The following is a 21703-nucleotide window of genomic DNA, read 5'->3' as shown; positions in this document are numbered from 1 at the left end:
ATACCCATAGTATAGAAGGGAAGTTCTCATAAATCAATGAAGATGCTAGTGTATATAGTGTAGTTAACACAGCACAAAGAAATTCACACAACTAGGAGGATGAATGATGTATCCAAACAAACTATATATTAACGGTGAATGGACAACAACTGAAGAGAAAATTGATGTGATTAATCCAGCAACAAAAGAAGTTATAGGACAAATTCCAAAGGCAGGCGCAAAGGAAGCAGCACTTGCCGCTCATGCAGCGGCTGCAGCTTTTAAAACATGGTCGAAAAGAACCGCTCAAGAGCGCAGTGCTATTTTAATGAGATGGCATCAACTAATTGAAAATCATAAAGATGGACTAGCAGAAATTATGACAACGGAACAAGGCAAACCATTTGCAGAAGCAAAAGGTGAAGTGCAGTATGGGAATGATTATATTGCTTGGTTTGCTGAAGAAGGAAAGCGTGTATACGGTGAAACGATTCCAGCTCATCATACGCATAAACGTATTACGGTTAAAAAACAGCCTGTCGGCGTTGTAGCAGCTATTACACCATGGAACTTCCCTGCAGCAATGATTACGCGTAAAGTGGCCCCAGCTCTTGCAGCAGGATGTACAATTGTTCTCAAACCATCTGAAGAAACACCATTTACAGCATTTCGTTTAGTAGAGCTCGCAGAAGAAGCGGGAGTTCCAAAAGGTGTGATCAATGTTGTTACTGGAGATGCAGCAGCTATTGGCGACACATGGCAAAAAGACGGACGCATCCGAAAATTAACATTTACTGGTTCAACAGCGGTTGGTAAACATTTAATGCGCGGTGCTGCGGATACTGTGAAAAAATTATCGCTGGAATTAGGCGGTCACGCACCGTTTATCGTAACAGAAAATGCAGATTTAGACGCTGCTGTAAACGGCGTAATTGCTTCTAAGTTTGTCAACGCAGGTCAAACGTGCATCTGCACAAACCGCGTATATGTACAAGAATCCATTGCAGATGCTTTTGTTGAAAAATTTGCAACAAAAGCGGCGGAATTAACAGTAGGAAATGGATTAGAAGAAGGTACACAAGTTGGACCGTTAATTAACGACAAAGCGGTTGAGAAAGTAAAAGCACAAATTGCGGATGCAAAAAGTAAAGGAGCTAAAGTTGTGGTTGGCGGACAAGCTATAACAACTAAAAACGGTTTCTTTATGGAACCGACAATTATTACAAATGTAACTGATGACATGAATTGCATGTTTGAAGAAACGTTTGGACCATTGGCACCTGTAGCAACATTCAAAACAGTAGAAGAAGCCGTAGAACGAGCAAACAATAGCCCTTATGGTTTAGCCGCTTACGTATTTACAGAAAACATTAAAGAAGCAACGTTTGTATCTGAAGAGTTAGAATACGGCATTGTAGGAGTAAATGACGCCTCCCCATCTGCAGCTCAAGCTCCATTCGGCGGCTTTAAAGAAAGTGGTCTTGGACGTGAAGGAAGTCATTACGGCATTGAAGATTATTTAGAAGTAAAATATATCTCAATGGGACTTTAATAAAAAGTAGAGGCTGGGACAAAAATATTTTATTCGAAGTGAAATACGAACTAGCAACTAATAATCAAAATTATTGGTTGTTAGTTCGTATTTTTTTGTTGTTAAGATGGACGTAGCTTTCATGTGTTTCGTTGTGTCCCAGCCTTTTTTTATGAACTTTTGTAAAGAAAATTTGGAATAATAGTTCTTTAACGCAATTAATTGCATTTCTAGGATGTCTGTGCAAGAATAAATATTTCAAAAATGGTTTAGCTTTGTTTAAAGCGTGGGTAATACAACAAATGCACATGATTGCTTGTTAGATGAAATGAAAAGCGGAACTTTACCACTGATAAATTACGCAAGCTAGAACCAAAATAGTAGTACTGAATAGTGAAAAATATAGGAGTTGATATAGATGATTACAGCAGAGAAAAACATAGTGAAATTTAAAGCAAAAGACGGACGTGAAGTCACTATTCGCCCCGCACAGGCAAGTGATGCGGAGCATATTACAACAGCGGTAAGAGAAATTATTGAGGCTGGGGAATTTATTCAAAAAGATGAGCCGCGCACAGTCCAAGAAGAGCAAGATTTTATTGCATCAGTAGAAAAGAACAATCACATGTACGTTGTAGCTGAAGTCGAAGGTGAAGTGCTTGGAATTGCACGTGTTCTTAGAGGCGAAATTAAAATGAAGCGCCACACGGGGCTCTTCCGTACATGGCTTATTTCAAAAGCACAGGGAATGGGGATAGGAAAACAATTTATGAATTATACACTAAACTGGTGCAAAGAAAATAATCTTCATAAACTTTCTTTAACTGTGTTTGCTTCGAATAAAGTGGCATACGAATTGTATAAAAAGGTAGGATTTGAACAAGAAGGCGTTATGAAAGAACAAGCTTATTTCAACAATGAATATGTAGATGAAATCTATATGTCCATTTTCTTTTCATAAAAAATAAGCACTTATTTTCGTCAATCCATAAATTGTATCTGTACATTCAGATTATTTGCGCTATAATAAAAGTGCACAACAAACATACACTTCTTCAAAACGTAGACTTTCCTGAGTTACAGGAAAGTTTTTTTTGTGTTTCGCCTCCATTCCACTAAAAAAGAATTGAATAAATCCCCAGCTATTACAAATATTAAATGTAACGCAATCAAAGAGGTGAAGTGTATGCCAAAGATTATCTCAGTTGGATTTGGAGTTCCCCCTTATGAATTAACTCAGCAAGACACGCTGCTATTTGCAAAAGAACTTTTTTCCGAATCGTTTAAAGATATTAATCGTCTGCTAACCGTTTTTCAAAATGGCCAAATTGAGAAACGTAATTTTGCCAAAGACTTATCTTGGTTTCAAGAAGATCATACATTTGAAGAAAAAAATGATGCTTTTATAGAATCTGCTGTTGAATTAGGTACAAAAGCAATTGAAGACTGCTTAACAAATAAGAACTATGTAAGTACCCCTTTGCCGTGTGGAGAAATTGAGGCTATTTTTTATGTTTCAACAAGCGGCTTAGCTACGCCTAGCATTGAAGCGCGAATTATGAATAAGCTTGCGTTCTCAGACCATACAAAAAGAATTCCTATTTGGGGATTAGGGTGTGCTGGAGGAGCGTCTGGGCTTTCAAGAGCTTATGAGTATTGCAAAGCCTTTCCGCGTGCCAAAGTCCTTGTTTTATCCATTGAGCTTTGCAGTTTAACTTTTCAGCGAAATGATCGTTCAAAAAGCAACTTAATCGGTACATCTTTATTTGCTGATGGAGTAGCGGCTGCTTTAGTCGCAGGTGACGAAGCTGACACCACTTTTGCCCTTGCAAAAAGCTATCCTTACATTTTACATACACAATCGACGCTCATGCCCAATTCAGAAGATGTAATGGGGTGGGAGATTAAAAATGATGGACTATTTGTTGTCTTTTCAAAAGATATTCCCACGATTATCGATTCGTGGTTAGGCGGAGAAGTTGAGTCATTTTTACAAACACAGCATTTGACCAGTCGCGATTTGAAGCATTTTGTTGCTCATCCTGGAGGAAAAAAAGTGCTTGAAGCATATGTATCAACGCTGTCGTTAAACGAAAATATGATTGCTGATTCCCTAGATGTACTTAAAAACCATGGAAACATGTCTTCGGCAACCGTTTTGTATGTGCTAGACCGCTTTATGAAGAAAGAAATTTCGAGTAAAGAATACGGTTTATTAACAGCTCTTGGCCCTGGATTTAGTTCTGAAATGCTTCTATTAGAGTGGAGGTAAAGCGATTGTTTTTTTATAGCTTTTTTGTATTTATTATCTTACAGCGTCTATGTGAATTGGTTATTGCCAAAAGAAATGAAGCTTGGATGAAGAAGCAGGGAGCATACGAAGCTGGTCAAAGTCACTACAAATGGATGGTAAGCATGCATGCCGCTTTTTTTGCTGCTCTTTTTACGGAAGTGTATGTGTTAAACGATGGAATGTATCACTTTTCTTTTTTGTTGTTTAGCTTTTTTGTGCTTGTGCAACTTGCAAGAATATGGGCTATTTCTTCGTTAGGAAAGTATTGGAATACAAAAATTATCGTTTTGCCTAATGCGAAGGTTGTGCTAAGAGGTCCTTATCGTTTTATGAAGCACCCTAACTATGCAGTAGTAGCGGCAGAATTGGTGTTAGTTCCGCTTATGTTTCAGGCATACTGGACGTTAGCTATTTTTTCTGTTTTCAATTTGTGTATATTAGCCGTCAGAATTCCCTTAGAAGAGCAAGCGTTAACGAATGAAACAAATTACGGCGAAGTGATGCAAAACAGGGGACGTTTCTTTCCTGTAAAAAAATCTTAAAACTAATTGAAAATGATTATCTTTCATGATAAGATAAAACAAATGATAAAGATTATCAATTTCATCAAGTAGAAACGGTGGTGGACGTAATGGTTAGTCTTTTTGTGATCGGAGCACTTGCTACATATGTTGGCGTCACAACGTATGTAATGAAAAATATTGAAAAAGCCCAAAAGGCGTAACATACATGCGATGAATAAAAAGTACGATGCAAAGCTGTCAAATTATTGACAGCTTTTTTTATTGTTTTTGTAACTAAAAATTCAGTTTTTTATGGGAAAACGCATGCGAATCAAGTAAAATAGAGAAAGAATAAGCAGAAATGAAGATGGATAGAGAACATTTAAATACAGTCTTGAATGAGGCAAAAGGGGTAGAGTAATAATGGGTAAAGTGAGTGTGAAACATCAAGAAAATCTCCGATTGGAAGCATCTCTTTTTCATTTACATAAGCAATTTCAAGCAGCTGGAGATGAACAGCAGGCAGCAAAAGCAATACAGCTGTTAAAAAAGTGGGTGAACGGCGAATTTGTTGTAGCATTTTGCGGACATTTTTCGGCTGGAAAATCGAGCATGATTAACGAATTAATGGGGCAAGCAATTTTGCCTGCAAGTCCTATTCCAACAAGTGCAAACTTAGTATCAGTAAAAGCTGGGGATGAGCATGCAACCGTTTATTACCGCAAACAGCCGCCGGTGCGTTATGAAGCGCCTTATGAGTATGAGCAAATTAAGCAGTTTGCTGTGGATGGAGATGAAGTAGAGTCCATTCATTTATCGATAGATACAGATGCTATTCCTAAAAGTGTTGTGGTGATGGACACACCGGGAATTGATTCAACAGATGATGCGCATCGTGTATCGACCGAGTCAGCTCTTCACTTAGCGGACGTTATTTTCTACGTGATGGATTATAATCATGTGCAGGCAGAATTAAATCTTCAATTTGCAAAACAGCTGCAAGAAGCTAATAAAACGCTTTATTTAATTGTAAATCAAATCGATAAACACCAAGAAGATCAGCTAACATTTCAAGCATTTAAAGAATCTGTAGAAACGTCATTTTTAAAGTGGAATGTGAGACCAGAAGGAATCTTCTATACGTCGTTAAAAGAGCCAACAAACCGTCATAATGACCTTTCGTACGTAAAATCTCTATTACTTGCTATGATGACGGAAAAAGAAAACCGACATCAGCATATTCAACATGCGATGCAAATGTTAATTGACGATCACCTTGCCTTTATTGAGGACCAAGAAGAAGAAAAGTTAACGATTCATGACGAGCTGCGCCATAAGCTGACGCTTGAGAACCATGAAATGAATAAGCAGCAAAAAGAGCAGCTTCTCGAAAAAGAAGCGGAAATGAGGCGTGCTGAAAAGCAGCTAGCAGAAACGTACCAACAAGAAACAGGTAAGATACTAAGCAACGCCAATTTAACACCATATGAAATGAGAGAAAAAGCTAGGCTGTTTTTAGAAACGACAAAGCCTGATTTTAAAGTAGGTCTTTTATTTGCTAAGAAAAAGACCGAGGAAGTAAAAAAAGAGCGGCTGACGTTATTTTTTGATGATATGAAAGAACGAGCAGCTTCTCAGCTGCAGTGGCACTTGCAGCAATATGTGCAAGAGCTGGTGAAAAATCAAAATCTTACCGACCCGGATCTTATACGCCAGGTTCAGCAGTTTGAAATCCCGTTAGAGCCGCATGATTTAATTGAAACGGTAAAGGCAGGAGCTACGATTAATGGTGATTATGTTTTAACGTACGCAAAAGATGTAGCCGATCATATTAAGAAAAAAGCGACGCGATTATTATACGAGCTTTATGCGCAAATCGAACAGAGCAAAATCGAGCAAGATGAAGTAATGCGTGAAAAAATTTATCAACACTTGCAGGAATGTGAAGTATTTGAAGAAGCGTATACATCTCTTCAGGAAATGAAAGCAAAATTGGCACGTACAAAAGCTTTGCTTCAATCTTTACAGCAAACTGATGACGACCTAACGGCAGAAGATACAAACGAGTTGTCATATATGTTACAAGAAGAATATGAAACGGGCATCATGAAAGCTGAAGAAAAGCAAGAAGCTGTGAGTGAGCAGCAGTTAGTTTCACAGTCTGAGGAAGCTGTGCATAAAACAGGAACAGAAAAGGTTCTTCAAGATGTATCAGCTGTTCTCGAACAGCTCCGTTCATTTGGAAAGCTAGACCGCTTTATTAACAGGCTTCAAGAAAAGCGTAAAAAGCTATCAAATCAAACGTTTACCGTAGCTTTATTCGGAGCATTCAGTGCCGGTAAGTCATCTTTTGCTAATGCGTTGATTGGAGAAAGATTACTTCCAGTATCTCCGAATCCAACAACAGCAACCATCAATAAAATTATGCCTCCAACAGAAAAACGGCCGCATAAAACAGCTGTTGTGCAAATGAAAACAAACGAGCAGATGATCCAAGATTTAAATGGTGCACTTAAGCTGTTTCATCATGAAGTAGAATCAATTGACGAAGCGCTAACAATTATTCCAACCCTGCAGGCAACAGAAGAGCTGCAGCTGCATTTGTCGTTTTTACAGGCAGTAGAAAAAGGCTACGGCGAAGTCAAGCAGCATATCGGTTCAGAAGTAGTAGTGGATACAGAAGGATTTCATGATTATGTAGCCAAAGAAGAAAAAGCGTGTTTTGTTCAATTTATTAACCTGTATTATGACTGTGAATTTACTCGCTTAGGCATTACGCTCGTTGATACACCCGGAGCTGATTCAATCAATGCGAGACACACGGGAGTAGCGTTTGAGTATATCAAAAATGCAGATGCCATTTTATTTGTAACGTATTATAATCATGCGTTTTCAAAAGCTGACCGCGAATTTCTTATTCAGCTTGGCCGTGTAAAAGATGTATTTGCGCTTGATAAAATGTTTTTCTTAGTAAATGCAGCGGACCTAGCCAGTTCGGATACAGAGCTGCAGTTAGTTCAGACGTACGTAAAAGAGCAGCTTGAACAGTACGGTATACGCTTTCCGCGCTTATACCCGGTATCAAGCTTGCAGGCTTTGCAAAACCACGAGGATAAAATGTTTCTGCCATTCAAAAATGCGTTTTACCGCTTCATAAATTATGAATTACCAGAGCTGGCTATCCAAAGTGTTTATGCAGATTTCGAACAAATTTTAGCAGTTGCCAATGAAATGAAACAGGTGCAAACAAAATCAGAAGTGGATAAAAAGCGATACATTCAATCTCTTCACATAAAAAATGAGCAGGTAGCAGCAAAACTGCATGAAATTCATTTTGAATATGAACAACAGCAGTTTGACCGAGAATTAGAAGAGCTTTTATTTTATGTAAAAAAACGTCTGTTTGTGAGGTACGATGACTTCTTTAAAGAAGCCTTCAGTCCGGCAAACTTAAGGGATGATCGAGGTGAAAAGCAAAAGCAGCTGCGCCTGTGTTTGCAGGAGCTGTTAACGTCTATTTCCTTCGACGCAACGCAAGAAGTGCGTGCGACCACTTTGCGAATCGAAAAATACATCGTAAAATTAATCGAAGACTGGCATCGAATGATCATTACAAAGCTACAGCGCTATGAACCGACGTTTACTCCAACGTTGAACTCGTTAGAGCCTCCAAATGGCAGTGAAGTTGTGACAAGTCATCAATTTGATGAGAATGAATCGTATCAAAAAGAGCTTTCACTGTATAAAAACAATAAAAGCTTTTTTGAAAAAAATGAGAAAGTAAAGCTTCACGCTGCTTTACTAGAACGTATTAAGCCGGATGTTAATCACTACATTGCGAAAGAAGAAGCCGCTCTTCATTCACACTATACCCATTTAGTGAATCAGTACGTTTTAGCGCATAAACAGTCTGTATCTGAAGAATGGTATGATTATTACAAACAGCTGCAAGCGGCCGTGTCTGAAGAATTTCCAATTCAAGAGTTGGTAAGTACAATGACGGTGCTAGAACATGTATTGGAGGAAAGAAAGGGTCATTAATTTTTATGTCTACACACATAAATAAACGTTTACAGGAAATTGAAAAAGAATATAATGTGGAAATTTTGTTTGCATGTGAATCAGGCAGCCGTGCTTATGGACTCGACACGTCAGCGAGTGATTTTGACGTCCGCTTTATATACAAGTATAAAGCATCATGCTATCTTCATCTCAATAGACCTCAAGAGGTCATTAATGTAGCAGAAGGCAATTATGATATGCAAGGGTGGGATTTGTACAAAACCGTTTATTTGTTTACAAAATCAAACCCTTCGCTTTATGAGTGGCTATGGTCGCCTTTTGTTTATTATCAGAAGCCATCGTTTGCTGAGCCACTGCGGCAAATGATGGCTCAATCATATTCCTTAAAAGCACTGGGGTATCATTATTTTAAAATTTTAACGATAAATAGTAAAAGAAATCTGACATCTTCTGTTACAATAGAGGATATAAAAGTGATGCTTCAACTGATTCGTGCATTTTTATCACTGAAAGTAGTAGTAAAGCAGCGCAGTTTCCCTGTCATTTTATTTGCCGATTTATGTAAGCAGGCAAATCTCGACGATAGGCAGCAATCCATCATTGAGCAATTTGTACAGTGCAAGATAAGCGGGAAAGTTGCTTTTAATGAAAAGATGAAAAACTTTTTGGACAGCATTAAGAAAGAAGCTGCAGCGATAGAAAAAAGCTTAAAAGAATTACCGGAAAAGCAAATCAGTTATGAGGACATTAACTTATTTTTACTAACTCAGCATAATATAATGGAGGAACGAACATGAGTGTACATAAAGAAATTTCAGCCCATTCTAAAAAACAACACGAATTAGTACGTACTTTTGCCAGTTTAGAAGCTCGACGCGAGCAAGCTATTGAAGCAGCTGTGCTTCTTTGCAAAGAAGGGAAACCCTTTTCTGTAGACGGTATTAATGCTGTAACAGCAGAAATTAATGAGCTGTCTCAAAAATATACCATCATTCCAGGCCGTAAAGTAGTGACAGAAGAAATGGTTAAAGAGTACGTAGCAAGAATATAAACGTGCTAAGCTCTGGTGTTTTTACCTTAATTTGAACAGGATATGACGTGCCGCTTGATCCATACTAATAGTGTACCAACGAGGTACAAATAGGAGGAGATAGCGATGGGTCGTCAAAAATTAGGTAATAAAAATGCGCAAGCGAATAACAATGCAAAGCATAATTATAACCAAGAGTTCTCTTCTGAGTTTAAAGCAAATCAGGCTCAAAAAGCAAAGCGTGCAAAAAGTGCAAATGACACTTATGCTGGGGAGTTTGCTTCTGAGTTCAACGTGCAACAAAACCAAAACAATTCTGTTAACAAGAAGTTAGAAGCTAATAAAAGTGCAAATAATCAATATGGCCAAGAATTCGGCTCTTATGCTGAAGTTGAATCTGCCAAAATGAATAATGCTGCACAAAAAAAGCGTAAAAAATAACAGAACTGTTTCCAAAAGCGCCGGGATTAGTCTGCTCTGTCAGCAGATTAGCCCGGCGTTTTTTGTTGGGCAATATTTGCTTGGGTACGAGATGTCAATCCATCGCAAACTATAGATGAGGTGAAGCAATATGAATAAAGGAATTGTCATTGCTCTTTCATCAATCGGTTTAGCCCAAGCCTTAAAAATCCCAATTAAAAAGTATCAAACAGGAAAATGGGATATGCGGATGATTGCTGCGTCGGGTGGAATGCCAAGCTCTCATTCAGCCGGCGTATCTTCTTTGGCTACCTATGTAGCGTTAAAAAGAGGTGTTTCTACGATTGACTTTGCGTTAGCATCTGTTTTTGGAATTATTGTGATGTACGATGCACAAGGAATTCGAAGGCAGACTGGCGAAATTACTATTAAAGTGAATACGTTAGATGAAGAAATTGAAAAGCTTGCGGGTCTTCCAGACGGAGGCTTTCACGATTTGACGGAACAGCGCTTGAAAGAAATGCTTGGGCATCAGCCCGAAGAAGTGATTGGCGGAGCCATTTTAGGAGTAGCACTTGGAGCAATTGGCTATTTTTTAGAAGGGAAATCATAGTCAAATAGCCAAAAGTAAGCTAAGATAAAGAAGAACCTTTGCAAAAGGATGGGACGAAAAAGTGACAAAAACAGTTCAAACCGTTGAAGAGTATCTTCTTTATCTTGAAGAAAAAGGCTTTCATTTAGCAGAAGATGCACGTGGATTTATTTCATTTGGTCAGCAGTATACGCGTGCAGCTGACGAGATGGTCATATTTACAATTGAATGGACACTAAAGGTACAAAAAGAATTTGACGGCAGTTTTTTTGTATCGCTCCTCGAGAATTTGACATCAAATCGTATTAGCAATCAAAAACAAGCCATTCAATATTTAAAGTCATCAGGTATGATTTAAGCAGGATTACATTCCTGCTTCTTTTTGATTAATGGCTTGTCTGGCCAGCTGATCAGCACCTGCATTTTGAGAGCTAGGGACCCACTTTATAAAAAATAACTCAAATTGACTGGACAATTTGAGGGCTTCTTCCAGTAAAGGAGCAAACGCTTTATTTTTAACGTATTCTTGGTTCATTGCGCGGTCTACTAGCTGAGAGTCCGTTCGAAAAGATACGCTCGTATACTTTTTTTCTAAACAAATTTTTAATGCATGAAGAAGTGCATGGTACTCTGCTTCATGATTCGTCATTATCCCAAGAGCAATAGCGTAACGATGATGTTCACCATTTCCTTTAATTAAAATACCAGCTCCAGAAGGACCAGGGTTGCCAGCAGTGGCTCCGTCTATATAAACTTCAATCATCATACAGCCTCCTTGTTAAAACAATATAAGCTTAAACCATGTTTTTTCATCAATAGTATTGTATCATAAGTACTTCAGCTATTTTATATTAGCACGTATAAACGCTAAAATCCGCTTATTAGGTAAGAAAACTGTCATGAAAAGACATAATAGAAGATAAAATACAAAAAAGCAGAAAAAGTGTTGAATTCAAAATTGCTGATGAAAGGAATGCTCGTTATGAATTTCCAAATTGAATGGCATTATAAATCCTCGAAACATAAACAGTTAATTTTCACATCCGATTTCACAGATGCGAATGAGGCGCTAATGATTGTGGGTGATTTAGAAAAAACAGGTCGAACGAAGGAAATTTTTCTACTTGATGAGCAACAGCAAAAATGGACTGTAAAAGAAGCGAAAAAGCTCTTACAGGAAGTACAGACAGAGCCTCACGATATTGTGGCATATTTTGACGGAGGCTATGAGCATGATACGCTCTTAGCGGGGCTTGGGGTTGTGATTTATTTTAAACAGAACAACAACTCTTACCGAATACGACGCAACTCAAGGTTGCAAGAGATTGAATCAAATAATGAGGCAGAGTATGCTGCTTTTTATTATTTAATACAAGTGCTTGAGGAACTTGGTGTTCATCATATACCTGTAACGTTTAGAGGTGACTCTCAGGTTGTATTAAATCAGCTGGCTGGGGAGTGGCCCTGTTTCGAAGAAGAGTTTAATCGGTACTTAGATCGAATAGAAGATAAAATGCAGGAACTTGGTATCCGACCCGTATATGAGCCTATTTCAAGGAAGGAAAATGAAGAGGCTGACCAGCTTGCTACTCAAGCTCTTCAAGGGATACCAATTGCTAGCAGGAAGCAAGTGTAACACACAGAACGAAATGGAGATGAACGAGAGTGGAACGTAAACAATTATTAGAAGAAGTAACGGAGTTATTGGATTACTACTGTAGTGATTGTTTTGTAAAAAAAACGTTTAATAAAGAAAAGGGCAAAACATACGCTCAGACGTTTTGTATTAAAGAGTGTACCGTAGGAGAAAAAATTAAGCAGTATGGAGATTTGCTGACTAAAAAGTAAGCGTGTATAATTTGCCGGCAGCAGCTTCATTCTATCCATATGGAGGTGTTCTTTCAATGGATAAGTTTTCAAATGAAGAAGTAACAACAGGATATAATGATTTAAAGCAAGTAGAAGTGTCTATTCAATCTGCTCAAAAGATGATTGGGACAGCTACGATGAGTATGAGTCCTCAGCAGCTTGAAGAGGCAACGAATGCGCTTAATGATGCAAAAGCACAGCTTCAATCTGCCAAAGCTCATGGCACAGGAGTAGACGAGCAATTTCTTCAGCAGTGCATGCAGTCTATTCAAACATGTGAACAGCAGCTTACTGAGGCCAAACGCTAGGTATAACAAAAAAGAGACTCGGAAAAGAGTCTCTTTTACTATAAAATAAAAAGATCTATTTATGATAGCTTAGTGACATTAGCGGCTTGCGGGCCTCTATTGCCTTCTACAATTTCAAAAGATACCTCTTGTCCTTCTTCCAAGGATTTATAACCTTCGCTTTGGATGGCAGAAAAATGTACAAACACGTCGCTGCCGCCTTCAACTTCAATAAAGCCATAGCCTTTTTCATTGTTGAACCATTTTACTTTACCATTTTGCATAACTTGAATCCCCCTAGTACTGTGCAGCCTCATGCTGCTGAAACTCGAATTATCATTTCCAATTGAGGTAAATGATTGTTTATATTATATAATAAGAAGAAATAAAATTTCAACATTAAAATTTAACTTTTCTGAAAATTTAACTTTTATTTAACGTGGACGTAGTACAATTATAACTAAAAAAATTTCTTATGAGATGAAAAATAACTGAAAATTTAGTTTATAATAAAAGTATAGTCAGCATAATTTTAAAGCGGTGATAAGGAGTGGGTCGTGTATGTATCGTACACAAGTAAATGGAAAAGAAATCATTTTGTTATTTTCAACGCTCGAAGCAGCAAAGAGCCGCAGCAACCTAGAGAAAGAGCAAATTTATAAGCGAGTATTGCATTTAAATGAGCAGCTGCTAATGTTTCAAAATGGAACAAGCTTCACCATTGGCGATCCGTTAGGATTAATTGTAGCTCAAGTGAAAAAAAGTGATTTGACAACCATATATATCGAACATATCATTGATAAACAGTTTATGTATGATGGAGATGGTCATCGAGGTGAAGTAGTGTAACAAGATGACACCTATATATGAAGAAGCGTACGGAGATACTCGTACGCTTCTTCATATATAGGATTAAAAATATGCGATTTTACAAGTATTAACAGGGATAAATAACAAAGTTCAATAAATTAAAGAAGAACAGTGAAACCATGAATAGCAATCACCTTTTTAGCTAAAAAATATAGATACACATCATCTTATGTAATGAGATAGTTAAGCTTTAAAATCAATGAACACGAGAGGTTTTATAAAGCTTAAATTGAAAAACGTGTGATTGTGACGTTAATTAGAAGTAAGGTTTGGAGGACGCTATGGAAAGTAGAAAAAAATTGGATTTACTTGCTCTTGCTTCTGTGCCACTTATCATGACCCTCGGAAATTCAATGTTAATTCCGGTATTGCCGGTGATTGAAAAACGTCTACAGATAAGCTCGCTGCAGGTATCCATGATTATCACGGTCTACTCAATTTTCGCTATTTTTTTAATCCCGATTGCTGGTTATTTATCAGATCGATTTGGCCGCAAGAAAATTATTATTCCCAGTTTGCTGCTTGCTGCAGCAGGAGGGGCTTTAACAGGCTGGGCTTCATGGCAAATGGCCAATCCTTTCTGGGTTATTTTAATTGGCCGCGCGATTCAAGGAATAGGTTCAGCAGGAGCTATGCCTGTTGTGATGCCTTGTGTAGGAGATATGTTCAAAGACGAGCAAGAAATTACAAAAGGACTAGGTTTAATTGAAACAGCTAATACGTTTGGGAAAGTACTAAGCCCAATACTGGGAGCTTTTTTAGCGGCTATGATTTGGTTTCTTCCTTTTTGGTTCATTCCTATTCTTTGCCTTATTTCGATTCTTTTGGTTATCTTTTTAGTAAAAGTTCCGAAAAATGATAGTTCTTCTGAATCTGAACAAAAAAAGAAAAGTATTACGCAGTTTTTGAAGGATTTGAAGAAAACGCTCAAAGAAAATATTGGATGGCTTATGGCTATTTTTATTTTAGGCGCCATTATTATGCTTGTATTATTCGGTGTTTTATTTTACCTATCGACCATACTAGAGGAGCGTTATCATATTGTGAATACGAAAAAAGGTTTAGTGATGGCTATTCCTTTGCTCGCTTTATCTATTTCTTCTTTTGTGGCGGGGAAAAAAGTTGGAAACAATAAAATCGTTATGAAGTGGTCTGCTTTTTTTGGCTTTTTATTGTTAACGTGTTCTTTCATCATTTTATTTTTTAATACGTCTCTTTTTAGTATTTTACTCACTTTAGTGCTTGGTGGAATTGGAATTGGAGCAGCTCTTCCTAGTCTTGATGCGCTTATTACAGAAGGAATTGAAAAGGAAGAGAGAGGAACCATTACGTCTCTTTACAGTTCGATGCGCTTTGTCGGAGTAGCAGCTGGCCCTCCTCTTTATACATTGCTTATGAAGTGGTCGGACATGGCTGTGTTCCAAACGTCTCTAGGGATTAGTGCAGTAGGTGCCATTTTAGTTTTAAAAGCTATCAAACCAAAACCTGAAGGCGGCGTAAAACTGAAGAAAGCTGAAGTGTGATTTTATGGAGCTGTCTTATGATAAAAGACAGCTCTTTGCTATTTAAAGACCCGTCAATATGCTTAAATTTATATTGTGTCTAGAAAAAATCCTTGAAATTTCTTATACTTCAATTTATAGACAGCAGATGCAATAGTTCTTATTTTATTGAATAAGGTGGTTTTGAATTGAGTATAAATTATCAGAAATTAAAAAGCATGGTGGATCATTATCAAATATTTGATCTTGTAGCGTATATAACAGAAGAAGTACAAAGCCTTCAATCAAAGAGCCTTGCGGGGATTGTGAAAGAATGGTTAACAAACTTACAAACGGAAGAAGAGCTGTACGAGCTTATCCGCTTTTGTGATGAAGCTTTATTAAATCGTTTAAGTCGAATGTTAACGACATATGGCTATCGTCGATTTGGCTCGATTCGAATGGTGACTCTTTATTGTGATGATCTCCTGCGAGAAGGCAAGATACTCGACGCTGATGATAGACTTTCTGTATTAATTTCTCAGCTGGATACGGAATCAGTTAAAGAGGAACAGCTTGAGAAAATCTATTTTTTAAAGGTAAGAATTCTTTTAGAAATGAAACAAGCGGATGAAGCTTCTAAGTGGATGAAACAAGTAACGTCACATAATCAAAAGGGTATGGCTGACAGATGGGGATATTTTTATTTGCAGCTCAACGACAGAATAAAAGCTGAATCCTGCTTAAAAGAAGGAACGACATATAAAGAGAATGGAGATTTTTGCTATGCAATGCTCGCAGACTTATATGCGTATGAAGGGAAGCATAAACAATCGCTTGAAACAATTAACGAGGCTATTGTCCGCTATCCACAGCTTCCGTCTTTATATATGGATAAAGTGATGCGATTAAAAGATTTAAAAGAGTATTCTCTCTTGCTTGAAACCATTGAATTTATCAACTCAAAGTTACCCTATCACGATTATCAAGATTTTTTTACGCTGCTGCGCGCCGACATTTATTTTGAGCAGCAGCAGCAATCTCAGCTTACGCATCTGCTCTCGACTAAGCGATGTTTAAAAGATTCACCTTACCAAAAATTAATCGGAAAGCATACAGACGATAGAATCAGTACAATCAAGCTTCCTATTGTACCAATTGTTCAAAAAGATAATTATTGCGTGCCAGCCAGTATGAGTATGATGTTAAGGCTTTTACATACCGAAAAAACACAGGATGAGATTGGAACGCGTATTTACGGAGGCTTAGGATCCAAACTGTCAACTGCGGTGAGCTACTTTGAATCTCTTGGCTTTGCAGCGATGTTTTTTACAGGCACAGTTGAACAGTTTAAAGAACTATTAGACAAAGGGCTGCCTATTTTGGTCAGTCTGGAATTTGAACAAGCTTCCCACGTTCAAGTTGTATTTGGCTATGATGATGAACTTGAACTTTTTCATGTACAGGATGCTAATTTTCTAAGTCCAACGTATGTAGAATATAAAAATTTTGATCAGCATTACGCTAATTCGGGGTTTTTATCAATTGTTGCTTCTAAAGCGGCAGCGGATCTCGCTTCACTTTCTAAAGAGCAAGATGTGTTTATTCGTCAGCTGTATGACTTAATCGAACTAGTTGAAGCGGATGAAGAGGCACACATTAACGATCTCGTTTCTTTATTAAAAGCAAATGAGCATGTTCCATTTGCCTCTATTTACAGTATGAAGCATTTGTACAGAAAAGAGCATGAAGCCTATATTCGTACGTGTATTAATCATGTGTTAGAGAAATATAGCAATCACGATTATCTTAAGCTTCACGCCGCATATGCCTTTTTTAAACTTGACGACAGTAAGGCAGCATCTTCCTTGTTACACCACGTAGATAACAAAAAGCATAGCTCTTTTTATCACTATCTTAAAGGAAGAATTGCGCTGGATGAAGAGAAATATGATGAGGCTGTTGAAGCACTGCGCAGCTCGCTGCAATTAGACGTAGAGCAGCACTTGAACTGGAGCTATTTAGCACTTGCATATATGTACAAAGGAAACCTCGAAAAGGCTTTTGAATGCTCGACTATTTCCTTAAATATGTATGGCGATGAATCTTATACACAAATGAATCACGGACTTATTTTAATGGAGAAAGAAAGATACGCAGAAGCCAGAAATCTTTTCGACGCGTTATTAAAAGAAAACCCAAAAGATGCGCACAGCTGGTTTGAAAGAGCCCGTTGTGATGAACATTTAAAAAAGTTTCGTAAAGCTTACCGGGGATTTCAAGTAGCTAAACAGCTTTTACCCACTGTCCCTTATCCATATCTTTCGATAGCTGATTTGCTACAATATCAACTAGAAAAAACAGACGAAGCTGAAAGCTATCTCAAAGAAGGCATGAAGCATCTCCCGAGCGACATGACAATTCGAGGAAGACTAGGCGATTTATACGTCGCGAATCAAAGGTACGAAGAAGCTATTGCTCTGTATAAAGAAGGCTTAAAAATAGAAGAAGATGCCCTTATGTATTTGGGCTTATCTTATGCGTATCTAGAAACAGATGAACATTTAACGGCCGTTGATACGCTCACGCTTATTGCGCAGAAGTTTTCATCGAACAGCGACGTCATGTTGGATGCAGGCAGCATGCTTTTAGATGCAGCAAAAGAGAAGAAGCTAGACAACCAAACGATAGAGTTTGGATTTGCTCTTTATGAAGAAGGAATTCATTTTGCTCAAACAGCGCTAGATGAAGTGTTAGAAGCATATACGAATTATTTAGAAGACACGGCTTTACTGACTCGTGGAATTAAGTTCTTAACTGGAGAACATCAAGAGCACCCTAATGAGATTTTGTACATGTGCTATTTAGGTATATTATACGAACAAGCCAAGCAGCTAACAAAAAGTGAGAAACTTTATCAGCAAGCGCTTCGTATCAAGCAAGATGCTTTGCCATATTATCGGTTAGGTGAAATATATCAATCAATGAATCGCATCACTGAAGCAAAAGAGGCCTTCCAAAAATGCTTAACTCTTGATAAAACATTTGAAGCCGCTTGTATGAAGCTTGCCGAAATGGCTTGTGAAGAACAAAATCGAACGGCTGAAAGGAATTGGCTGCTTCAATGGATACAGCTGAATCCTATGGAAGTAAACGTTGAGCACGCAGCTTCACTTTGTGAAACAGGGAAAGAGTATGAAGAGCTGTTAGAGGTATTAAAAAGCGTAGAGGAAATTGTGCTGCCCCAATGGCTCGCTGACAGCCAAGCTCATGTGTATCGCCTAAAAGGAGACATTTCACAGGCTGAAACGTATTTAGAGAAGGCGCTTGAACTAGATCCACAGAATCTTGTTATTCGCCATCATCAGGCAAAATGGCTCATCATGGAGCATAGATATGAAGAAGCTAGAACAATTCTTACAGAGCTACTAAGTGAGGATCCGGAAGATTACGCTCTATTTCAAACGTTCATGTCTAGCTTTCCAAATGGAAAAAAACTGTCCGGGCTTACGGCAAATTTTAAAAAGATAAAAATGGAAAAACGAAGCAAAAGCATGCTGTTTAAAAACGCAGCGGAGGCTTTAAATGAGTATGCCGATTCGATCGTAGAAGAGCAGCAAGGATCTATCTTCAAACGAAGCTTAGCAAAGTTCAAAGCAAAAGCAAAAACGGTTACGCTACTTGGCTTAACGATTGAACTGTATGAACTGGCTATAAAAACGGATCGGAATAATAAAGAGGCTGTGCATGCATTTGCGGCTTTTTACGAAGAGAAAGGATTGATTGAAGATAGCATCACCGTGCTGAAAAAATCGCTGCATCAAAGCTGGGATTTTGATGTTGCCTATCATTTAGCCAATATACTCGTTAATATCCATGAAAATGAACAGGCTGCACATGAAGCGCTAAACTTAGTTCAAAAACTTCTTGAACAGCAGCCATATCATATAGATTTGCAGATATACCGAGCATTTATTTTGAGTAGCCTTGAAGAGGTAGAAAAATCGGAGGCAGCTTTTCAAGAATTACTTCAGCAGGAGATTTATCAGCCTGACATATATGCAGGATTAGCAAAACTATATAATAAAACGGAACGTTATCATGAAACTGTTCAGCTTCTTCAAAAAGCAATTGAACAGCGTCAAGAGTATGAAGGGATGTATACCGATTTAGGTATCGCGTATCATTTAGAAGGTGAAACGGAAGCAGCAGCTTCGCTTATGATAACCAGAGTAGAAAGTGGAGACGAAGATCTTTTTATTCGCTATAACTTGGCATGCTATCTAGCTGTTCTTGGAAAAACTGCTTCTGCTCAGGAAGAGTTGGATTATGTTTTAGCGCACGATGAAACGGGAGAATTTTATGAAATGGCTATGGAAGACGATGAACTAAAAGGATTAACGGTAAGAAGGTAAAAAAAAGAAGCTGGGTTTCAGCTTCTTTTTTTATCCCTCTTTTGCACCTTGTCTTTTCAAAGAAATGGATTCGGAAATTTCCAGTGTAAGAATGATAATGGTGCCAAGAACTAATCCGTTGCTTAAAAACGTAGTAACTAAAGGAGGCAGTGTTGAAAAAGCTTGAGAAGGCAAAAACATAACCCCTATCCCCGACAGCAACGCAATACCGGCTTTTTTCATTGCTTTTTCGGGCTGTTTGGCATGCTTGAATTCTCCAATTCCAAGAGCCATCATACCTGTAAAAACAGGAAAGATTGCCGCGTATCCGACGGCAGGAGGAAGAGCGGACATAATGGACGTTAAAGGAGTAAAGATACTCAGAAAAAGCAAAAGACACGATGCTACAATAAAAGGAACTCGGCTATAAAGATTTGTAGCTGAAATAAATCCACCGGAACCTGAAATAGGAACGGCACCGACACCTGAAAACAATCCTCCAAGCAGCTGACTTATACCCGAAACCATCCCGGAACGCTTAATATTGTCTTTTTCAATTTTTTCTCCTTTGTGCTTATAAACAGACTCAACAACACGAATAGAAGCGAGCATGTTTGTAATTAAAATGAGCGTCACAAAAAAAGCAGTAACAACCATATTCCATTCAACGCGAGGAGCTCCAAATACGAACACTTTAGGTATGTAAAATAACTGCGCCTGAAACTCGATAGGTTTAGCTAACCCTAGTATTGCAAATACTCCCCAGCCTACACCAATACTAATAATAATGCTAAGCTTATTTAACGTCCGGTGCGATAATAAATAAAAAGTCAGCAGCAAAATCGCAGCTGAAGCCAGCGCAATTGGAAGTTTAATAGCTGAATTCATTTCTGTAATGCCAAACATTCCTTTTAAAAAGGAACCGCTTAGCTGCGTCACTAATAAAATTAAATATGTACCGGTAACTGTCGGGGTAAAGTATTTTGCTAGTTTATCAATGAGACCAAGCAGGCTCATCAAAATAGCAATTATCCCGCTTATAAGGAGGGTGAACTGCAGCACGCGGAGCGTTTCAGAGTGAGAACCAAACAGAACGGTTCCAAGGCTCGCATACAGAGAAAAGACGCCCCACCAAACGCCAGCTGGCCCTTCCATGATTGGGTATTTATGCCCTATAAATACCTGCAAGAGCCCGGATAAAGCTAAAATAAATAACGTTCGCTGTAAAAATTGAATAGAATCCGCTGCGTTTAAATGAAACTGAGAAGCAATTACAATAGGAACAATCATACTATTAGAAATCATAAATAAAAACCATTGTAGTGAAGCAATGGAAACTCGAAACATTCTTAACACCTCAATTAATGCCGACGAGCGGCTGAATGAACCAACAGGCTGCTCTATTATTTTACCATGGGATTTCCAATTTGTAAGCGATATCTTGTTAAAAGGAAGATGAATGAAGTGTCAAAAAATTCAATATATTGTTGTAAAAAGAAGAAAGATAATTTATAATTTTCTTACAATTATAAATTATAAACATAAGAATAATTTATAATGAACTGACTAACAGTCAAGGAAGGAGGAGGAATAAGACAAATGAAACTATACCTGTCGGTTGATATGGAAGGAATTACGGGACTCGTCGATCACACAAATGTTCTGCGACAGAAAGAAAATTATGAAAGAAGCCGCAAAATAATGACGGATGAAGCAAATGCAGTAATTTATGCAGGATTTAGAGAAAAGTGCTCAGAAGTTGTGGTAAATGACAGTCATTCGAGTATGAATAATCTCCTTGTTGAACGGCTTCATCCAGAAACTCAGCTTATTTCAGGGAGCGTAAAACCATATTCAATGGTACAGGGATTAGATCAGACTTTTGATGGTGCTATGTTTCTAGGGTATCATGCTAAAGCATCCATGCCTGGTGTCATGTCTCATTCAATGATATTTGGTGCTCGCAATATGTACATAGACGATACGAATATTGGAGAGTTAGGCTTCAACGCATACGTCGCAGGCTATTACGGCGTGCCAGTTTTAATGGTAGCCGGTGATGACCAAACGGCGCTGGAAGCACAGCAGCTTATTCCAAACGTGACGACCGCTATCGTCAAACAGGCCATTTCACGTTCTGCAGCCAAAACATTAACCCCTAAGAAAGCAGAACAATTACTTCAAGAAAAAACAGCCGCAGCTATTCAACACAAACACCTTGTTAAACCTTTAAATCCACCTAAACATCCAACCTTACGAATAGAATTTGCAAATTATGGTCAAGCAGAGTGGGCGCATTTAATGCCGGGAACAGAAATTGAGCCTGGAACGACGACCGTTCGGTTTCAAGCAAAAGATATTTTAGAAGCTTATCAGGCCATGCTTGTTATGACTGAATTAGCTACGCGCACAACATTCTGTTAGAAGGTGG

At 38.1% G+C, this 21703-nt stretch carries 20 protein-coding genes; 17 read left to right on the top strand and 3 right to left on the bottom strand.

What is annotated here, in order from left to right; translation table 11 throughout:
- Positions 1–106: 106 nt before the first annotated feature.
- The 10 genes from ACFX4N_RS07495 to ACFX4N_RS07450 all read left to right on the top strand — a co-directional run bounded on the left by ACFX4N_RS07495 (position 107) and on the right by ACFX4N_RS07450 (position 10729).
- Positions 107–1531 (top strand): NAD-dependent succinate-semialdehyde dehydrogenase, encoded by a 1425-nt coding sequence (locus ACFX4N_RS07495; RefSeq protein WP_192100623.1) that lies wholly within the window; start codon positions 107–109, stop codon positions 1529–1531.
- A 397-nt stretch (positions 1532–1928) separates the two neighbouring features.
- Entirely contained in the window at positions 1929–2471 is a 543-nt protein-coding gene (locus tag ACFX4N_RS07490) for a GNAT family N-acetyltransferase (RefSeq protein WP_013056162.1), read from the top strand.
- Between the two features lie 225 nt (positions 2472–2696).
- Positions 2697–3782, top strand: coding sequence for a type III polyketide synthase (locus ACFX4N_RS07485; protein ID WP_013056163.1), 1086 nt, complete (start codon positions 2697–2699; stop codon positions 3780–3782).
- A gap of 5 nt (positions 3783–3787) precedes the next feature.
- Entirely contained in the window at positions 3788–4345 is a 558-nt protein-coding gene (locus ACFX4N_RS07480) for an isoprenylcysteine carboxyl methyltransferase family protein (protein ID WP_013056164.1), read from the top strand.
- 384 nt (positions 4346–4729) lie between these two features.
- On the top strand, positions 4730–8347 hold the full coding sequence (locus tag ACFX4N_RS07475; RefSeq protein WP_057274595.1) for a dynamin family protein: 3618 nt from the start codon (positions 4730–4732) through the stop codon (positions 8345–8347).
- A 5-nt stretch (positions 8348–8352) separates the two neighbouring features.
- Complete coding sequence (locus tag ACFX4N_RS07470; RefSeq protein WP_013056166.1) at positions 8353–9126, top strand: nucleotidyltransferase domain-containing protein; 774 nt, start codon at positions 8353–8355, stop codon at positions 9124–9126.
- Entirely contained in the window at positions 9123–9380 is a 258-nt protein-coding gene (locus ACFX4N_RS07465; protein ID WP_013056167.1) for a DUF2533 family protein, read from the top strand. The genes ACFX4N_RS07470 and ACFX4N_RS07465 overlap by 4 nt, the downstream gene beginning before the upstream one ends.
- A gap of 105 nt (positions 9381–9485) precedes the next feature.
- Positions 9486–9800 carry a hypothetical protein gene (locus ACFX4N_RS07460; protein WP_013056168.1) on the top strand — a complete coding sequence of 105 codons (315 nt, stop codon included), beginning with the start codon at positions 9486–9488 and terminating at the stop codon, positions 9798–9800.
- A 130-nt stretch (positions 9801–9930) separates the two neighbouring features.
- Positions 9931–10392 (top strand): divergent PAP2 family protein, encoded by a 462-nt coding sequence (locus ACFX4N_RS07455; RefSeq protein WP_013056169.1) that lies wholly within the window; start codon positions 9931–9933, stop codon positions 10390–10392.
- Between the two features lie 61 nt (positions 10393–10453).
- Complete coding sequence (locus ACFX4N_RS07450; RefSeq protein WP_029324151.1) at positions 10454–10729, top strand: DUF6123 family protein; 276 nt, start codon at positions 10454–10456, stop codon at positions 10727–10729.
- A 6-nt stretch (positions 10730–10735) separates the two neighbouring features.
- Here ACFX4N_RS07450 and ACFX4N_RS07445 read toward each other — a convergent pair whose 3' ends face one another.
- A complete protein-coding gene (locus tag ACFX4N_RS07445) occupies positions 10736–11134 on the bottom strand; it encodes a reverse transcriptase-like protein (RefSeq protein WP_013056171.1) in 399 nt (132 codons plus the stop codon).
- A gap of 219 nt (positions 11135–11353) precedes the next feature.
- Between ACFX4N_RS07445 and ACFX4N_RS07440 the strand changes: the two genes are divergently transcribed.
- Genes ACFX4N_RS07440 through ACFX4N_RS07430 form a run of 3 tightly spaced genes read left to right on the top strand, consistent with a single transcriptional unit; the run spans position 11354 to position 12548 of the window.
- Positions 11354–12007 carry a ribonuclease H family protein gene (locus ACFX4N_RS07440; RefSeq protein ID WP_041816515.1) on the top strand — a complete coding sequence of 218 codons (654 nt, stop codon included), beginning with the start codon at positions 11354–11356 and terminating at the stop codon, positions 12005–12007.
- Positions 12008–12036: 29 nt separating this feature from the next.
- The gene (locus tag ACFX4N_RS07435) at positions 12037–12219 is read left to right on the top strand and encodes a zinc-finger domain-containing protein (protein WP_013056173.1); all 183 of its coding nucleotides are present in this window, start codon (positions 12037–12039) and stop codon (positions 12217–12219) included.
- A 56-nt stretch (positions 12220–12275) separates the two neighbouring features.
- The gene (locus ACFX4N_RS07430) at positions 12276–12548 is read left to right on the top strand and encodes a DUF2564 family protein (protein WP_013056174.1); all 273 of its coding nucleotides are present in this window, start codon (positions 12276–12278) and stop codon (positions 12546–12548) included.
- Positions 12549–12607: 59 nt separating this feature from the next.
- Here ACFX4N_RS07430 and cspD read toward each other — a convergent pair whose 3' ends face one another.
- Entirely contained in the window at positions 12608–12811 is a 204-nt protein-coding gene (cspD, locus tag ACFX4N_RS07425; protein ID WP_013056175.1) for a cold-shock protein CspD, read from the bottom strand.
- Positions 12812–13088: 277 nt separating this feature from the next.
- On the opposite strand from cspD, the gene ACFX4N_RS07420 reads away from it, so the two are divergent.
- The 3 genes from ACFX4N_RS07420 (at position 13089) to ACFX4N_RS07410 (ending at position 19293) form a co-directional block, all read left to right on the top strand.
- Positions 13089–13376, top strand: a complete 288-nt coding sequence (locus ACFX4N_RS07420) for a hypothetical protein (RefSeq protein ID WP_013056176.1) — start codon at positions 13089–13091, stop codon at positions 13374–13376.
- Positions 13377–13678: 302 nt separating this feature from the next.
- Positions 13679–14920: a bacillibactin exporter BcbE gene (gene bcbE / locus ACFX4N_RS07415; RefSeq protein ID WP_013056177.1), complete on the top strand. Its 1242-nt coding sequence runs from the start codon at positions 13679–13681 to the stop codon at positions 14918–14920.
- A gap of 167 nt (positions 14921–15087) precedes the next feature.
- Positions 15088–19293 (top strand): tetratricopeptide repeat protein, encoded by a 4206-nt coding sequence (locus ACFX4N_RS07410; protein WP_192100624.1) that lies wholly within the window; start codon positions 15088–15090, stop codon positions 19291–19293.
- A gap of 30 nt (positions 19294–19323) precedes the next feature.
- Here ACFX4N_RS07410 and ACFX4N_RS07405 read toward each other — a convergent pair whose 3' ends face one another.
- Positions 19324–20619 carry a purine/pyrimidine permease gene (locus ACFX4N_RS07405; RefSeq protein WP_013056179.1) on the bottom strand — a complete coding sequence of 432 codons (1296 nt, stop codon included), beginning with the start codon at positions 20617–20619 and terminating at the stop codon, positions 19324–19326.
- A gap of 252 nt (positions 20620–20871) precedes the next feature.
- On the opposite strand from ACFX4N_RS07405, the gene ACFX4N_RS07400 reads away from it, so the two are divergent.
- On the top strand, positions 20872–21696 hold the full coding sequence (locus ACFX4N_RS07400) for a M55 family metallopeptidase (protein WP_029324155.1): 825 nt from the start codon (positions 20872–20874) through the stop codon (positions 21694–21696).
- Positions 21697–21703: the final 7 nt, after the last annotated feature.

The sequence above is a fragment of the Priestia sp. YIM B13551 genome, from assembly GCF_042787905.1.
Classification (GTDB): domain Bacteria; phylum Bacillota; class Bacilli; order Bacillales; family Bacillaceae_H; genus Priestia.
This window is presented reverse-complemented; position numbering and strand designations above follow the sequence as displayed.

Bases quoted from the DNA above. Each gene is read 5' to 3' on its own strand.
- ACFX4N_RS07495 (WP_192100623.1), top strand. From the start codon at position 107: ATGTATCCAAACAAACTATATATTAACGGTGAATGGACAACAACTGAA.
- ACFX4N_RS07490 (WP_013056162.1), top strand. From the start codon at position 1,929: ATGATTACAGCAGAGAAAAACATAGTGAAATTTAAAGCAAAAGACGGA.
- ACFX4N_RS07485 (WP_013056163.1), top strand. From the start codon at position 2,697: ATGCCAAAGATTATCTCAGTTGGATTTGGAGTTCCCCCTTATGAATTA.
- ACFX4N_RS07475 (WP_057274595.1), top strand. From the start codon at position 4,730: ATGGGTAAAGTGAGTGTGAAACATCAAGAAAATCTCCGATTGGAAGCA.
- ACFX4N_RS07470 (WP_013056166.1), top strand. From the start codon at position 8,353: ATGTCTACACACATAAATAAACGTTTACAGGAAATTGAAAAAGAATAT.
- ACFX4N_RS07465 (WP_013056167.1), top strand. From the start codon at position 9,123: ATGAGTGTACATAAAGAAATTTCAGCCCATTCTAAAAAACAACACGAA.
- ACFX4N_RS07460 (WP_013056168.1), top strand. From the start codon at position 9,486: ATGGGTCGTCAAAAATTAGGTAATAAAAATGCGCAAGCGAATAACAAT.
- ACFX4N_RS07455 (WP_013056169.1), top strand. From the start codon at position 9,931: ATGAATAAAGGAATTGTCATTGCTCTTTCATCAATCGGTTTAGCCCAA.
- ACFX4N_RS07445 (WP_013056171.1), bottom strand. From the start codon at position 11,134: ATGATTGAAGTTTATATAGACGGAGCCACTGCTGGCAACCCTGGTCCT.
- ACFX4N_RS07440 (WP_041816515.1), top strand. From the start codon at position 11,354: ATGAATTTCCAAATTGAATGGCATTATAAATCCTCGAAACATAAACAG.
- ACFX4N_RS07430 (WP_013056174.1), top strand. From the start codon at position 12,276: ATGGATAAGTTTTCAAATGAAGAAGTAACAACAGGATATAATGATTTA.
- cspD (WP_013056175.1), bottom strand. From the start codon at position 12,811: ATGCAAAATGGTAAAGTAAAATGGTTCAACAATGAAAAAGGCTATGGC.
- ACFX4N_RS07420 (WP_013056176.1), top strand. From the start codon at position 13,089: ATGTATCGTACACAAGTAAATGGAAAAGAAATCATTTTGTTATTTTCA.
- bcbE (WP_013056177.1), top strand. From the start codon at position 13,679: ATGGAAAGTAGAAAAAAATTGGATTTACTTGCTCTTGCTTCTGTGCCA.
- ACFX4N_RS07405 (WP_013056179.1), bottom strand. From the start codon at position 20,619: ATGTTTCGAGTTTCCATTGCTTCACTACAATGGTTTTTATTTATGATT.
- ACFX4N_RS07400 (WP_029324155.1), top strand. From the start codon at position 20,872: ATGAAACTATACCTGTCGGTTGATATGGAAGGAATTACGGGACTCGTC.